At 50.8% G+C, this 16,273-nt stretch carries 11 protein-coding genes; 4 read left to right on the top strand and 7 right to left on the bottom strand.

From position 1 onward, the window contains the following. The 5 genes from Q0294_RS19285 to Q0294_RS19265 all read right to left on the bottom strand — a co-directional run. On the bottom strand, positions 1 to 985 hold a 985-nt coding region (locus tag Q0294_RS19285), incomplete at its 3' end, for a serine/threonine-protein kinase (RefSeq protein ID WP_299468712.1). Positions 986 to 1,041: 56 nt separating this feature from the next. Further along, positions 1,042 to 1,674 (bottom strand): sigma-70 family RNA polymerase sigma factor, encoded by a 633-nt coding sequence (locus Q0294_RS19280; RefSeq protein ID WP_299468710.1) that lies wholly within the window; start codon positions 1,672 to 1,674, stop codon positions 1,042 to 1,044. 186 nt (positions 1,675 to 1,860) lie between these two features. Beyond that, on the bottom strand, positions 1,861 to 3,507 hold the full coding sequence (locus tag Q0294_RS19275) for a hypothetical protein (protein WP_299468708.1): 1,647 nt from the start codon (positions 3,505 to 3,507) through the stop codon (positions 1,861 to 1,863). A 9-nt stretch (positions 3,508 to 3,516) separates the two neighbouring features. Next, the gene (locus Q0294_RS19270; RefSeq protein WP_299468706.1) at positions 3,517 to 5,439 is read right to left on the bottom strand and encodes a multiheme c-type cytochrome; all 1,923 of its coding nucleotides are present in this window, start codon (positions 5,437 to 5,439) and stop codon (positions 3,517 to 3,519) included. Positions 5,440 to 5,690: 251 nt separating this feature from the next. Further along, positions 5,691 to 7,433 (bottom strand): adenylate/guanylate cyclase domain-containing protein, encoded by a 1,743-nt coding sequence (locus Q0294_RS19265; protein WP_299468704.1) that lies wholly within the window; start codon positions 7,431 to 7,433, stop codon positions 5,691 to 5,693. 361 nt (positions 7,434 to 7,794) lie between these two features. On the opposite strand from Q0294_RS19265, the gene Q0294_RS19260 reads away from it, so the two are divergent. Genes Q0294_RS19260 through Q0294_RS19245 form a run of 4 tightly spaced genes read left to right on the top strand, consistent with a single transcriptional unit; the run spans position 7,795 to position 13,705 of the window. Continuing rightward, positions 7,795 to 8,982 carry a cytochrome c family protein gene (locus Q0294_RS19260; RefSeq protein ID WP_299468702.1) on the top strand — a complete coding sequence of 396 codons (1,188 nt, stop codon included), beginning with the start codon at positions 7,795 to 7,797 and terminating at the stop codon, positions 8,980 to 8,982. Positions 8,983 to 9,024: 42 nt separating this feature from the next. Continuing rightward, positions 9,025 to 10,767, top strand: coding sequence for a cyclic nucleotide-binding domain-containing protein (locus tag Q0294_RS19255; RefSeq protein WP_299468700.1), 1,743 nt, complete (start codon positions 9,025 to 9,027; stop codon positions 10,765 to 10,767). Further along, positions 10,764 to 11,585 (top strand): hypothetical protein, encoded by an 822-nt coding sequence (locus Q0294_RS19250; RefSeq protein WP_299468698.1) that lies wholly within the window; start codon positions 10,764 to 10,766, stop codon positions 11,583 to 11,585. Before Q0294_RS19255 ends, Q0294_RS19250 begins: the two co-directional genes overlap by 4 nt. Further along, positions 11,582 to 13,705, top strand: coding sequence for a cytochrome c3 family protein (locus Q0294_RS19245; RefSeq protein WP_299468696.1), 2,124 nt, complete (start codon positions 11,582 to 11,584; stop codon positions 13,703 to 13,705). The genes Q0294_RS19250 and Q0294_RS19245 overlap by 4 nt, the downstream gene beginning before the upstream one ends. Positions 13,706 to 13,775: 70 nt before the next feature. On the opposite strand, the gene Q0294_RS19240 is transcribed toward Q0294_RS19245, so the two are convergent. Next, a complete protein-coding gene (locus tag Q0294_RS19240) occupies positions 13,776 to 14,687 on the bottom strand; it encodes a transglutaminase family protein (RefSeq protein WP_299468694.1) in 912 nt (303 codons plus the stop codon). Then, positions 14,684 to 16,273: circularly permuted type 2 ATP-grasp protein (locus tag Q0294_RS19235; protein ID WP_299468692.1), on the bottom strand; the 1,590-nt coding region annotated here is incomplete at its 5' end. The genes Q0294_RS19240 and Q0294_RS19235, both read right to left, overlap by 4 nt.

Genomic DNA, 16,273 nt, shown 5'->3' with positions numbered 1-16,273 from the left:
CCAGGCCATAAATATCACTCTGGGAGCAGGTCTCTTCGCGAAACATTTCCGGAGCCATGTAACCCAGCGTGCCAACCATATCCGTTGATTTGCTCAGATCGCTCTGTTCGGCGACCCGCGCCAAACCGAAATCGGTAATACATAACAGGCCATCACGGTCCAGCAGTAAGTTCCCCGGCTTGATATCCCGATGCAAAATCCCGCGGTCGTGTGCATATTGTAAAGCGTGGGCGGCTTGAACTCCCAGCGCAGCGATGCTGGCTGGTGAATCGACATACTGATCAAACTCGGTTCTGTCGGCTCCCTTTGCAGCGGGTTCTTTGAACGGCTCTCCCTCAGAGCCGGTATTAATGCCCGGCGAGGTATCACTCCCCGTGAGAGTGGCTGAAGCATTCGCCGTTTTGTATTTCTTTAAAGACGAGTCGGCAGCCGTCACTACAATTTTCTGAGCCAGCTCATCCAGCCCGACACCGTCAATGAGTTGCATTACGTAATAATGGAAGCCCGCATTTTCACCGACACCGAATACCGGTACGATATTCGTATGATGCAGTGAAGCCGTCAGTTCTGCTTCGCGACGAAACCGCTTCAGTTGTTTTTCGTCGAGCAGTGCATGCCGCGGCAACAGCTTTAGCGCGACGCGTCTGTTGAGCGATTCCTGGACAGCTTCATATACCACTCCCATTCCGCCACGCCCGATTTCCCGAACGATTTTGAAGTCGCCCAACTGTTGAGGCGTACTGGCTCCCAATGAGACTTTGCCATGAACCTGCTCGATATGCTTGCCGCCTTCCAAGGCAGCGATCGCAGGAAAATACTCCTCGATGTCGGTCGCGAAATCAGGATAGCGTTCGGCAAACTCGGAAATTTCAGGCTTGTTTCCTGCACGAATCCGGGCGATAAACTCTTCGGCAATCTGTTCCAGATCAGGAATTTCCGGTGGTGTCAGATTTCTGATCGCGTGATGTGAATCGGGAGATAACATTACCTGCTGTCCTGTCGATATCGTTCTGCAACTAAAGTCTCATCTCGTACAACCCGTTACTCAATGATACCGGGAATGCGCACCAGAATGGAGCGTAATCTGGTTAATGCACGAAAATATCTCATGCTGGCTGTTTTGGATTCGATTTCGAGTACTTCTGCCGCTTCCAGATTTGATAATTCTTCAAAATGTCGCAGCACTAAAATCTCACGATCAATTTCATTCAGACTTTCAAGCGCTTCATGCAGTTGAGCCGACAGTTCTTCTTTGAGAGCCGCCTGACTCGGAGATGATAAATCTCCCAGCAGCACATCAGCGATTTGAAACGAAGTCGATGCAGAAAAAACTCTGCGTTTCGCTTTCACTTCGCGTCGTACATCACGCTTCTGGGCACCCAGGTGACGTCGATGCACGTCAATCAACGTTTGTCCCACAACCGTACGCAACCAGATAAAAAACGAGGTCGCAGGGTCATTCAGATAATGTTCAATCCGTGTGGCAGCATCCAGGTATGCTTCCTGCAGAATATCATCCGCGTCAACGCGGCCCAGCAGACGCCGATCAAGACGAAAATTCACGATGCGCCACAGACGGTCACGATATTGGCTGTATTCATCCGCGAGTACCCCTTCCGGATCCTGTCGTAACCGGTTGAGAAACTCCTCCGCATTTTCGTGCTCATCTGACAATCAATTGTTCTCCCAGGCAGTGTCTGTTTGCTATCAGATAATGATTGTACCCGATTGCTTCCGGTGGCGACAAGTCGCACCACGAGTCCCGATTACACGGCCTGTAATGGTTATATTCGATTGAAGTCATTTGGAGAGGCTACCAGGAACTACTACGTACCAGCGAAAGATTCTGACGGGTTTGCGCTAGAATTTTGCCAGAAATTCAATTCTCGCACCGGAGCCGACACCACGCGATTCCTGTTTGGAAACAAAACTGTCGAGCAACATGATCCAGTGCTGTCCGATCGCTTTCTGATAACGAATGGCTCCCGCCAGGGCACCATCGTTGATTCCCTGGGTATTTTTACGGCCACCAATTTCGAAAATCAGCTGCTGACGGGTCTTGTCATAAAAAAGCTGATAACCCAGACTTCCCCCCGCAGCATCGGTCGCCTGGTTACTCAAAGGCGCGCCATATTGTCCCAGTCCGGAAGCAGCATACAGCAGCCCCACCTGACCCAGGGGGCCACCAGCCAGTGTGCCGCGAGCGGGAGAAGTGAACTGATCGATGGCCCAGAATGTGTTGAAATAGACTAGATCGTTTGAATGGTGCGGCGTCATCGATATCTGGCTAAAAAGGAGTTCTCCCTGACCAGAGGCCACTGTCTCGCCATCATGGGGAAATGATCCCAGCACCTGGAATGAGGTATTGTATGTGTTATGAAACCCGTGCAATCGCTGTATGGCACTCAACCCGAACGCCGTCATGCTGCCGAACTGCGGATTGCTGGAATTGACGGTGGCCACATCAGCGTTGACCGTACTCACTTCCAGATCAGTCTCAGTAAAGAGACCGTACATTTTCGAATCGGGATCATGCACGTTGTTATTACGGTTGATATCACCTTCCACGTACACACCGGTAACGCGCATATTCAGAATGCCTCCGCCGTTGATGGTGTTGCGCGTGACAGTGACGGCATCCACCATGTCTTCGTTAATCAGCAAGCCCTGTTGAAACGACATCGGCTGTCGACCGACGGAAAAACCAATGTCAAATCGATGGACATCGTAAGGGTCCAGGTTGGGAAAGATTTCGCCAAAATCACCTTCAAAGAATAGTGTCTGAATGTCGGCATTCAAACCATCGAGCCATTGCCCATCGTGGAAGTTATAACCTGAGAACAGACGCGAGGCGGTCAGTTCCTTATCCAGCGATCGCAGACCCACGAGCAGTCGTTCGGTTCCCGAAAGATTTAACTGACCGAACAGATCAAGCCGGTTGGCCCATTCGCTGACATTACTTCCCGTCCGATTATTAAAATAGTTGAGCCCGGTGCGGTAGGTGCCGAATACCCAGAAAGAAGGACGCCAGACGGCCCCCGTGGGAATGACGATACCCTGATTCAAAAAGCCGATATCTAGAAATTTCTCGTTCGTTTCAACTATTAAATCGGGACGCTCGGGAATCGGCTGCAAACCGATCGCGTGTTCTTCCAATGGAGTTTCCGGAGCGTAATGTTCCTCGCAGAGCAGGAATTGACCTAAATGTGCCAGCGGCTCAGCAGGTGCGGACAACACGTCCATTAAAGTTTCGCCGAGTTTCAGATAAAGCGGGGTGGAATCATATTTGACGTAAGGGTCGTATTCGACGCGTTCGGCGTAGGGATCGATGTAAAATTCATCATTCTCATCAGCGGCTTCTGTTTCGGCGGCATATTCCGGAGAAGGGCGGAGAATGACTCTACCAGGAGCCTCGGGATCTTGCGCAGCAACAACTCCCGAATACAACAGGAATGTACTCGCCAGCATCAGGTTCAGGAATTGATGTTTGTTTTTTTGAAGTATCATGATTCAATATTATGGAATACAGATCGTGTCCACTTTTTCATACAGCACCATGTGCCCGTCAACAACGCCGTCCGCAACGTCGCGGGCAGACATTCCGTAATCAAAACCAACATCTGAGATATCGTGCACCAAATTGACCGGCACCATTCCCGCGATCAGTTGAACACGAACGGTATAGTTGCCAGGTCCTGTCAGCTGCTTGCGTGTCAGATGATAGTCCGCCCAGCGATTGCTTCTCGGCGGGATATTTTGTTTTTGCTTGCGGGCGCCTTGAGGTCGACCTAAAACAGTAAACGGACGCGTTTCCGGCCGAAAGTAAGGGAGCGGGTCGAGAGAGTAAGGCACATTCAAGACCTGCTCGCGCTCGCCCCCTCGTATATTGCGGGTGATGAACCGAGATTGCAGAGTAAATAACTGCCTGTCGATTGGAAGCTCTCCATTGTGGACGTACAAGGAGTGTGAATCGCGAATGTCTCCATTCGGATCGAGGTCTCCCGACTGAAACACGAGTCTACCACTTTGATCCCAGACCATCGTCCGCAAAAAGACGACACGTTCTGCATCAAATCCGGTTGGCACACCATGTCCCAGCGTGATATTGGAAACGGGGACGGCAAATCGCAATCCATAACTATTCGCCTTTTCAACTTCGATTTCTCCCAGGTGATAGCCGGCTCTTAATATCTGCAGTCTCTGTGTTGCTGCTTCTCCGAGTAATTCATACTGGTCATTCAATATCTGACGTGCCTTAATTCGCAGTATCTGATCATCCCAGGGAGCGGGAAAATAGGTGTCTTGCGTGACATGCTTTTCAAATCCCGGGGTTCCCCAGCCGGCAGCATCATCGAAACAAAGCCATTCCCGCATAGTGGCAAGCCCCTGATCGGGTGCGGGTTTTGCACCTTCTTCTTTAACCGCTTCCGGGTTATGCGGAAAAAGACCTCGATGAATAATCGGATAGTCGGGGCCCACCATCATATGATTGGTATGCTTGCGGACCGGCGTCGGCACATTGCCGATGATGGCAGCAGGTGAATAGGTATAACCCAGCGGCTTGCCGGGCACTGCGCCCATGTGGCAGTCCTGGCAATTCTCTTTGCACATCTTGGCGGAAGGGGAATGTTTGAATTCACTAAAAGCGTCTTCCAGCCTAAAACCGTTGGGAGCGAACACATCGTGACAACTCCCACAGAAACCGGGGGTGGTCAATTGGAAAAACTCATACGCTTCCGCATGAATAGCACGACCTCGGGTAGCAGGATCATCGGTTGTTTTGAGCACACCATATTTATCAGGATTCGCTAATACTTCCGCCAGGATTTCACCACCTCTCGGCCCATACACGACCTGATTGATATCGCCACTCACCAGTGCCTGTCGCCCGGCGCCTTTACCCCATGCCTGATTAATACGGTGACAAGAGACACAAGTCACACCTTCGCGCGAGGAAGGGGGCCTGTCGAGATTACTCATATTAATGGGTTCGGATAACGCCATACCGACGGGTGTATGACAGCGAATGCAAAAATCACCGAGCGTGCCGTTGTTCAATTTGATCAGCTTGTTCGACATCGCATTAAAAACGGGACTCAACTGGGCATACGCGTGCGGCGAGACCGACCATTCGCGATAATGCTGCGGATGACATTTGCCACATTTTGCCGCTGAGGGGAAAGGATCATCTTCATAACACTCGGCATGAGCCTGATCAATCGCGTATTGCAGAACCGCGTCCCGTTTCGTCCCGGATTCCTCTTTCGCATCGGTCACTGTATTCGGAGAGACACCTGTCCCGGACAGCCTGACATATCCCTTGATTTCCGCCTGCGCGTACTGGTAATAGATATTTGGCAGGAGAATGACGAGAAGCACTACCGCAAACGCCAGATAGCGCCAGGTATTGACTCGATTCCCGCGAGGAGAGGACTCCATTCCTATACTCCCGATCTACAAAGCGTAGAATAAGCAAAATAGTATGATTGAAATTAGTTTGCGCGCAGGACCACAGTCGCTGCTTAATAGTCATAATCGGAATAATCGGATATTTTGATGAGAAATAAATAAAAGGGAATACATCAATCGCAAATTAAAAATGCACCTAAGTACAGTAACCCCTGGCAGAACTTCCGCATCTGAGTAAACTACAATGGCAGAGCCCTGCCAGACGCAGATCACACAGCTTCTTATTTCTTGAGCGTAACAACACCATCCCAATGATCGGGGGCCGTGTAGTTCTGGCTGGCAATCTGAAGCAGCAGGAAATCCTTCGCGCGATCTTTGGGAGGCAGATGTCCCAACAGATCGAGTGCATGATCCCAGTCGCCCGCGATGAATGCGGCAACCGCTGCTTCAAAGTCGGCAATATTTTGATTTGAAATCGTACTTTTGCCTTCGGAAGGCAGTAACTCATAAACGGAGATCGGTGCCTCAAAGCCGGCAGGGCGAAATAAGCCGATATGTCGGCAGCGGCCTTCGGTTTCCGGCATCAGACTGCGAACATCTTCAGCTGTTGCTTCATCAATTAATATGGGAACACCAATCTGTTTCGTCATCCCTTCCAGACGAGACGCCAGGTTGACCACAGGACCAAACACACCTACTTTTGCCTGTTCCCTGGTTCCAATTTTCCCGGCAATCGCGTTCCCGCGGGTGATGCCAATTCCCACTTCGAATCCGCTTAATTCATTTCGTTCAGTGCTGTTGGAAATGCGGAACATCTGCAGAATGCGCAGCGCTGCCCGGCACGCAGGAAGTGCTCCTTTTGTCAGCGGAAGCGGCCAGCCCCAAAAACCGAGTGCGCTGTCTCCCTGAAAATCAGCGATCACACCATTTTGACCGCTGATTCCCTGAGTCATCACTCCCAAAGCATTTTTCAAGCGTCCTAAAAATGAATGTAGATTTTCACCTGCCTGCTCTGTCATACGTGAGAACCCGCGCAGGTCACAAAATAAAACCGCAGTCTCTGTTTCCGTTGGCTCCAGCGTATGTTTCGTATTTTCTTCGGAAACAATTTTGATAATTGCGGGTGAGAAAAACTGCTCTATACCTGAAAACCGTTCTTCCAGCTTGCGTACTCGGCGGATGGCTGACAGCATCTGAGCGAGCAATTCCACCAGATTTAAATCATCCTGCAGATCCGCAGTTGATAAAAATGCCTTGGAAGGCGATTCTTCCCCGAAGCGGCCACAGATGTAGAGACACCATTTATCGTTTTCGTCAGTTTTGACCGGAGTGCAGAATGCCCAACGACCATTCGCCAATGACTCTCCCCGCCGACTACTCTCAACCTCAATTGCTGTCTCGCCATTTCTTAAAGCATCGCGAACCAATGATCTGACAATCGAAACACGTCGAAAACCGGGAACCGGTTGTTCCCAAAACGCGACACCCCACTTTTTTTCGCCTTTACTCTTGATGATGGCAACTACATCCGCATGGTGCATCACGTCTTTGAGAATCTGGGCGGCGCTCCTTGCCAGATTATCTTCATCTTTCGAAAGCCACAAAGTTGGAACCAGTCTGGAAACCGCTTCGATGCGGAAATCGGAAGTACGCAGACTGGCTTCGGTCAAGATTCCTGAATCAGTATCGAGGTCATCCAGAATCTCCAGGACCCCGGTATTTTCGCTTCTGTCGACCGATTGAAACTGAGTCGTACCAATCTGAAACAAATCTCCGACCGAGACCATCAACTCACTGTGGAACTGCTCATCGAACCAGATTTGATTCCGGACACTCGGAAAACAGCGAATTTTAAGCTGATCCTCTTTTCGCTCGAACTCGGCATGCACCCGGGAAATTGTAGAATCCCAAGGAACAGCGAAATCGTTCTCGGCACTTCGACCTAATAGCAATGGCTTCGAATCGGGGATATGCCATTCTTTTTTTTCACCCGGCCTGGAACCTGTTGCAACCAGATGCATCATTGGAAAGTCCTGTTGAGTATGCGTCATTCAGAGATTGACCCGGGTATAGTACCCCGGTATAGTATTGACACGTTGGATTCAAGCGTGTTTGAACCATTGTTATCACAGGGCCCTACATACAAAACGTGGTTTCTGACTCAGGGTAACCGTCCTTATCGCTGAAACGTCAGGAATTCTTAAAACTCGTCAGAAAATGAGTAGAAATTCAAATTTCTTTCTCGTTAGAAAGCTAGAGTAGTTTTGTTTTCATACGGTCTTGTAAGTCTCCTATTCTGGAAAACTCTCATTGCAGAGTGACTAATACAATCCGCAAAATTGCTGCAGCCTGTCTCTGATTCACATGCAAAGAAAGTTTCTCATCATGAATCTTGCCCATCGCAGATTTCGCTCTCTCAAGCAAGTCCATTGCCTGTTGACGATGATAGTTTGCCTGTTCCTGCAAATTTCTGTTTCTGTATTGTCAGAGAAAATGTATGCGACCGAGCCCGCTGCTACCGCAACCGCATTTGTAAAAACAGCTACAGAGAAACAATCAGAGCAAACAAAAAACACCATGGGCGTCGTCGCCGCGGATTGCAAAAAGTGCCATCCTGCGGAAGTAGCAACCTGGATGAAAACGGTGCACTTTCAATCCCCCGATCTGCGACTCTACAAGTTTGAGGGGAACACAATAAAATACGCAACAGCCATGGGACTGACGAGCGCAGATTTACTCGCCGATTCAATCTGTGCCGACTGTCATGCCACGAAAGCTATCCGAGACGGTCAGGTGAAAGTCATTTCCGGCGTTTCGTGCGAAAAGTGCCACGGGGCAGCAGGCGGGGATGAAGGCTGGCTCAATCGTCACCAGTCTTACCATTCCAGTATGCCGATTCCGCGTGCGGATGAAACTCCGGAACACCGAGCGGAACGGATCAAAGCATGTGACAACGCGGGCATGATCCGATCCTCGAATCTCTACAGCTTGTCGAAAGCCTGCTTTAACTGCCATCTCGTGGGAAATGAAAAGTTAATCGCCGCGGGACACAAAGCGGCAAGCGCCTTTGATTTTGTTTCCTGGTCGAGTGGTGAAGTCAGGCATAACTTCCTGGTCAACAAATCTGATAATGCAGATGCCCCCTCACTATGGATGGAACGCACTGGCGGAAATTCTGAAAATCGCAGGCGAATGAAGTTCGTCGTAGGTACACTCGTCCAATTAGAAAAGGCATTACGCTTACGTGCCAAGGCTTCCAACCCGGCAGTCATTCCACAACTCAGCGGGATTATCGCAGCGGCGAACGGGAAACTGACCCAGATCAATGCCATCGCACCAACTCCCGAAATTCAAAAAGTGACCATGCTCATTACCCCGATGTTTGGCACGCTGTTTGCGCCGCTGCCTACCGATAAAGAGACTTACACCAAAGCGGCAGACGAAGTCGCTACACAGACAAAGTTGTTCGCAGAAACTCATGATGGTTCCACGCTCGCCGGACTGGATTCCATGATCAACCAGCTGCCACCACATTATTCTCAGCAGTACCAGGACAAGTATCTGAAAAACTAAGATGTCTCTGTCACATCCCAGCTAGCAGCAAGACCTCCTCCTATGTCGAAACCACCCATTTCACGACCGCGCCGCTGGGATAAACCCTTCTCGCTCGAGGTGGGTAGTGAGGAGGAAATGACTGATGAGATGGTCGAATCGCTGCTGAAAGCGCCTCCCTTTTCCAAAATCGATCCTTCTGGATTCAAGCGGTCTCTACCACTGCGCGACATCCTGAAGAATGATGTCCGCATCGTCGGCTTTGATGAAGGTGATATCATCGTGCGTCGGGGCGACTGGGGAAATTCGGCATTTTTTATTCTGTCGGGTAACATGCGTGTGGAACTGGAAAAGAAGCAGACATCGTTGCCCGATGAAATTCTGGGACGCCGCACCAGCAGGGTCAAAACATTCTGGGAATCATTGACTCAACTCTGGAACAACAACAGTGAACCTGAAGTGCGCGAGATTGCCTCTGTGAGCAGCAGCAAGGCCACTTTCCACTCAAGAAACACACATGGCGGCACACGCATTTACCTTCAGGAAGTTTCCGCGGTGCTCGACAAATACCGCACCGCACGGCTCGAACCAGGTCAGTGGTTTGGCGAAGTCGCTGCTCTCGGGCGAACCAGTCGCGTAGCGACCGTCTTCTCGGAAGGGGTGTCACAGCTTCTTGAAATCCGCTGGCAAGGCATACGTGATATTCTGCGACATGACAAAGAGGGGAGTCTGAAACAGTATATTGAAGACGTCTTTCGGGAACGCGCTCTGTCTGCATTTCTGCGGACAGACCCACTCTTTCAAGCATGCCAACCGGAGCTAATGCAACGAATTGTGGAGCAGGTAGAATTTCATACTTTTGGAAACTACGACTCACACAAACCGTTTAAACAACTGCTCGAGGATCAGAATCAGAAGACCGATGGACGAGAGCCCGTCATCATCCGGGAAGGAGATTACCCCAGCGGGATCGTGATGATTCGGAGCGGGTTGGCCAGAATCAGCCAGCGGCACTACAATGGGCGCCGTACAATTGGCTATCTGTCTCCGGGCCAGATCTTCGGCCTGGACGAAATTCAGGCAGAAGTAAAGTCACTGACTCCGGTCGCCTGCCAGACGCAACTCAGTGCGATTGGTCACCTGAATGCCGTGCTTGTTCCAACGACACTGGTTGAAGAAATTCTCGCACAAAACTCATCGTCAAAATCATCCGGGTCGCAGAAAACAAAAAAAAGCATTCGTTCTACAGGCAGCCAGTCTGTCAAACTTAAAGATGATATTCTGCTTAGCCAGCTTGTCGATCGCCATTTTGTCCAGGGAACATCATTAATGGTAATTGACCTGGATCGCTGTACCCGGTGTGACGACTGCGTGCGTGCCTGTGCAACAACTCATGACAATAACCCCCGCTTCATTCGGCATGGTCCCATTCTCAATCAGTATATGATTCCCAATTCCTGTCTGCATTGCGTAGATCCGATCTGTATGATTGAATGCCCCACCGGGGCCATTTTTCGAGATCTCGCGCAGGGTGATATCATTATCAACGAACAGACCTGTATCGGCTGTGCCCAGTGTGCCAGCAATTGTCCTTTCGACGCCATTCGCATGGTCGATATTCGAGATGCGAAAGGCGCACTCATCGTCGATTCCCAGACTCACGCCCCACTCACTCAAGCGACCAAATGCGATCTTTGCATCGACCAGCGCGGGGGTCCTGCTTGTGAGCGCGCCTGTCCACACGATGCACTTTTTCGCGTGGATATGCATGATGCAACAAAAGTGGAAGGGGCTTTTGCATCATGAGAAATCTTCTCTTCCAGCAGAGAATCGCCATCACAACATTTGCAATTCTTTCCCTGATGATTGTTGCGGGGTGTTATCTGTTCTCGATCACCCTCTCGAAAACATCCTTTGCCACCGGCACAGTGTTACTGATCAGCATCTTCATTCTGGCAAGTTATCAGTTGCGTAAAAAGCTTTCCATCCTGTTGATCGGAAACACTTCAGCCTGGCTTCAATTTCATATTTTTCTCGGCCTTCTGACGTCTGTCGTATTTTTGCTGCACATGAAAATGCAGATTCCCGATGGTCTGTTTGAATTTCTACTCTTTCTGAACTACCTGACAGTATTTTTCAGTGGCGTAATTGGATGGTTACTGTCGCGGCGTATTCCACATCGACTGCTCTCGCGTGGTGAAGAGGTTATTTTTGAACGAATCCCACTCCATCGACGTAAAATACACGACAAAGTCAAATCGCTCGTACTTGAAAGTAACGCCTCAGGGAAGGGTGCGATTCCGGATTTCTACGACGAACATCTGCGAACCTTCTTCGAAGGTCCTCGAAATCAGCTGCGGCACATCCTGCACTCCGAACGTCATCGACATGAATTGTCACAGAAAATAACGGCGTTACAGCCGTATCTCAATTCGCAGGAACAGGCAGTACTGCAGCAGATCTCTGAACAGATTCAGTTAAAGGATGATCTCGATTACCAGTATATATTTCAAGCCATCATCAAACTATGGCCCTTCGTGCATGTGCCTTTGACATATTCCCTGATCATTTTTGCCGTGTATCACACGCTTGCTGTCTGCGCATTTGCGAGTACCAGCGGATGACAGAACCATTACAACCTTTCGACTGGAAGAGCAGCAATTATGAACGCCCTGCAAACACCTGGGTTTGCGGTCGTTTATGCGAAGAAGGTCTGCCTTGCCATCTGGGTCCGAGCAGCAAGGGAGACTGCCAGGTACAAAGCCGATGTGAGCCTGAAGAAAAAGGGGGCAAATATCAATGCAGTCGCTCCATTTTGCATGGTGGAAAGTGTAAGGCAGGACCAGCACCCGACGGAACCTGCTGCCAGCCTGATTCCAGTTGCCAACCGCGGCGCAGCCTGCTGGCCAGACGTCGGTTACTGGGAGGCATCGCTGCGTTCATTGCCGCTTCGCTGTGTCTCATTATTTTCGGTGGTGCATCGCCATCAGCGCTGCTTTCACCGGGAGCAGTCACAGCCTCTCATGCAAAAATTGAATCGAACTGTACCGCCTGTCATACAGCAGCCGAAGGGGGCCTTGGTACCTGGATACACATCGCCTTCAATGATGAAACCGCATTGAAAGATTCTGGTCTTTGTCTGAAATGCCATACGGAACTCGGAAACGAAGCCCTCTTCGCGCATGGCGTTTCTCTCAAACGACTGGCTGAAATCACCAAACGAATTCAAACAAAAGACGAACCGGTTTCAACGCCCATCGCGCTGCAGCTTGCTTCACTGACCGGTCCCCCTGCAACGAAGGACCAGCTTTCCTGTTCCACCTGTCACAGAGAGCATCACGGCAGGAAAGCGGATCTCACACATTTGACCGACTTACAATGCCAGACCTGCCACACTCGACAATTTGAAGATTTCCAGCACGGCCATCCGGCTCTGGGGGACTATCCATATAACCGACGATCACGCATCTACTTCGATCATGACGCGCACCTCAATCGCTATTTTGTGAAAGATGAATTTAAACGCACGATGCCTGCCGGGGTCAAACCCGATTCCTGCGACTCCTGCCACACCCCCGATACATCAGGCCGCTTCATGCTGACAGGCAGTTTTAAAAACACCTGTGCCAGTTGCCACGAACCTCAAATCGAAGATTTAGAATTCCCCGGCGTTCCGTTTTTTGCGCTCCCCGCCATCTCTCCCCAGATCATGAAGTCGCAGGGGACGTGGCCAAATACGACAGGCACCTTTAAAACTGCCAGACTGCCGCAACTGATGGAATTGCTGCTGGAACAGGATCCTTTATACCAAAACGCCATCAAACAACTGGGGACGGTCGATTACCGCAAGTTGAACGGCGTTGATCCGGACCAGTATGCCGCTGTGGCAGAGATTGCCTGGTCCATCAAAAGGCTGCTCTACGACATCTCCACCGACGGCGAATCCGTTCTGCAACAGCGTCTCGGCAACTCCCATCCCGAGTACCTGCATCTCAATCCGTCTCTCATCCCCACGCTATCGCAGGCACAGCAGATCTGGTTTCCGAATCTGGCGACCGAAATCAAATTACATCGGGAGAAAAAACCAATTCCAGCGACGGCCGCAAATGTGAGCAAAACGCAAACAGTCCAAATTCCACGAGACGCCGGTAATGGCTGGACGCTTTCGGAATCGGATTTCACCATTCGCTACCGTCCACTGGGACACGCCGACCCGCTGCTCAAAGGCTGGCTCGATCAAGTGGTCCGTAGTCAGACTCAGGCATTAGATCGGGACCCCATGTGGCGGATTCTCTCAAATCCAACCGCTTCCGGAACAGAAGACACACAGGGAGCACTCGCTTCGGGACGCTGCCTGATGTGCCACTCCGTAGATCAAAATCCCGAAACGGGCCTCTCCCGGATCAACTGGCTTCCGTTACCAGCCTCACAGACAACCGAAGGCTTCACCCAATTCTCACATGCGCCGCATTTATCAATGGGTCAATATGAGAAGTGCGCAGGCTGTCATGCATTCGAACCGTCGAGGCCAGACAACTCAGCCATCCTGCAGCAGGACTACTTCGCCCGCGATCCCGCGAATCTGTTCTGGCAGATCAACGTTGACGGCCAGCAGACCTGCACCAGTGGCTTCCAACCCGTCAGCCATCAGACATGCGTCACCTGTCATAACAAAACCACAGAAACTCAAAGCTGTCTACAATGCCACAAATATCATGCACACAAACGGATGGAAAAACCATAGCGACAAAACAGTCTCTCTGGAGGTTTGGCAGAGTGTTTCCCCAGGTTTCGACCAGCGCATAACTCGCCCGCTACGTGGGGTTATCGACCTGGTTTTGTGGCGTCACGGAATCTTCCGGGGCGACATCAACCGAGACGCTCATTTTATGTTCGCCGCCTCCGATGATCGTACCTTGAATCGGACAGACGTCATAGTAATCACGGCCCCAGGCCACGGTAATATGATCGGTTGAAGCCCGGACATTATTTGTGGGGTCCAAGTCGATCCAGCCCGCTTTTCCGCAGTATACCGACAACCAGGCATGCGATGCATCCGCACCGATAAGACGTGGCTTGCCTTGAGGTGGCTCAGTCCTTAAGTAGCCGCTTACATAACGCGCCGCCAGACCAATCGAACGCAGACAGCCAATCTGGAAGTGTGCAAAGTCCTGACAGACGCCATGCCGTTTCTCAAAGACTTCATTAATTTCCGTATGCACGGTCGTCGCACGGGGGTCATACTTAAAATCTTTGTAAATACGCGAGGTCAGGTCGAGCGCGGCAGATAAGATGGGACGATCTTTTTCAAATGAGACTTTCGCATAATCCAAGAGAGCAGGGAAGTGTTTGACACCTCTGGAATCAAACACAAATTGATCAGCGTCGAGCCCTTCCGGGGAATGATCTTTCTCCAACTCCTCGACCACGGCTTCCCATGAGGGTGTTTCGGCCTCTGAAACTTCAGGGATGGGAGAAACCGTCACACGACTCGTGGCAGTAACAGCAAGTCCCAGATGGGCCTGATCAATCGAGAAGTAGGAAACATCATTGCCGAAGTAATCTTTCCGATTGCTGATGCTGAACGGTTCGGGGTGAATCAGCAACTTGTATTCGTGACAGTCTTGATGCGGCAAAGTACGCGGCGCCAGATGAATCAGGTTATGACAAACCGGAACCGCCTGGGAATACGCATATTTCGTAGTGTGTGTGACTTTATATTTCATTGAGGGCTGATATCTGAGAGTTGGTGAGAAGAAACAGCGTGAACGAGATACCGGTGCGAAATTGCCTCTGAAAACTTGGGTAACTGAGATTCCCAGGTTTCGATCAGACCTTCCAGAGGTTGATAGTCACCAAGGCTGTGGGCTTCTGCAATCGCCTGTATGTCTAACATGCGAACGGAATGGAGCAGTGTCATCACCAGTCGTTGTTCCGCCGTATATCCGGGCAGTGTCTGATTGCGGGGAAGCTGTTCGACATGTTTCGAAAGCCGCATGAACTGAAATACCAGCGACCGCGGATTGGTTTCATCCGTCAACAGCAGATCAAGTACCGCCGCTAATTGAAGATTTGCCAGATAACGCGAGCGGTAGGTCATCAGGCTGTCAGCGACTTCCAACACCGTTTCAAAAATCGGCCCTTGTGCCTGTGGCATGGGAATGAAACAGTTTTTAACAAGACTCAAAATCTGCAGTGATCGCTCCACGCGGCGGCCCAAATCGAGGAAACGAAATGCCTGAGTTCGCGTCATACTTTCCATGATAATACCGCTGAAGGCTGCCAGTTCGGTAATCAACTCATTGGTCATCGTCAATACATCGGACAGGTTTGTGACACCGTATGGCGCCGGCAGGAAACCTTTATCAATGCGACGGATAATGCGCCATGTATCCAGCGAAATACGGTCCCGCACGATCGATCCCAGCCGAAACAATTGATCCAGCACGGAACGCAGCGAGGTCGGTTGTGATTTATCAAACACCGATGCAATCAAGATGTGTTCGACGGGGGGCAACTGGCTCCGCATTTTATCGATGGCATAACCTGGCTCGATCTGCCCCTGATCCGCCAGACAACGCAGCAGGACAGGGACTTCAAGATCGCTCGTCGATCTGGTTTCGCCGCTCAGTCGGCTGACTGTACTGCGTAGTAAGCGGGCGATCGCTTCGGCTCTTTCCAGCTGGCGCCCCAGCCAGAAAATGTTGTCTGCAGCACGACTGGGAAGTTCAGCACCGCTATGACGTAAGGTAATCGTACGACCTTGCTCTTTCAGCAGGGTCACATATTCAACCGGGCTGTCTGCCAGAACCCAGGCGTCTTTACTTCCTTCACCTTTGCGGACTGATAATTCAAGTGGATCGAGCGCAGAAGCCGTGCGGGCGAGGGCCCCTCGCATCACGGTATAAGACTCGCCACTGTTGACCGCGTAAGCACGCAACGCAAGGTAAGCTGGTTGAACATCCCCCCGCCAGACGGGAATACTGGATCGCATCACCTTTTCCTGAGCGGCAAACTGCGTCGGATTCGCCTTGATCAACTCAGTCAGTTTTTTCGGCGACATTTTACTGATTGATTCGAGCGTGGGGCTGTTTTTGCCACGCACGCGAAACGCCGGTTGAATCACCAGCTTCTCAAGATTTTTCAAAACGTAATTCATTTGATCCGGTACGCCGCACCACCAGGAGGCAACCCCGGGCATTAATAGCTCTTCACCCAATAGCGATTTACACAAGCGGGGCATGAATGCCATGAACGCCACAGATTCGATCAACCCGCTCCCCAGCGAATTCGCGATGCCGACTTGTCCTGA

The sequence above is a fragment of the uncultured Gimesia sp. genome (genome assembly GCF_937919775.1).
GTDB lineage: Bacteria > Planctomycetota > Planctomycetia > Planctomycetales > Planctomycetaceae > Gimesia.
Note: the sequence above shows the minus strand (reverse complement) of the source record. Positions and strands in the feature narration are given on the sequence as shown.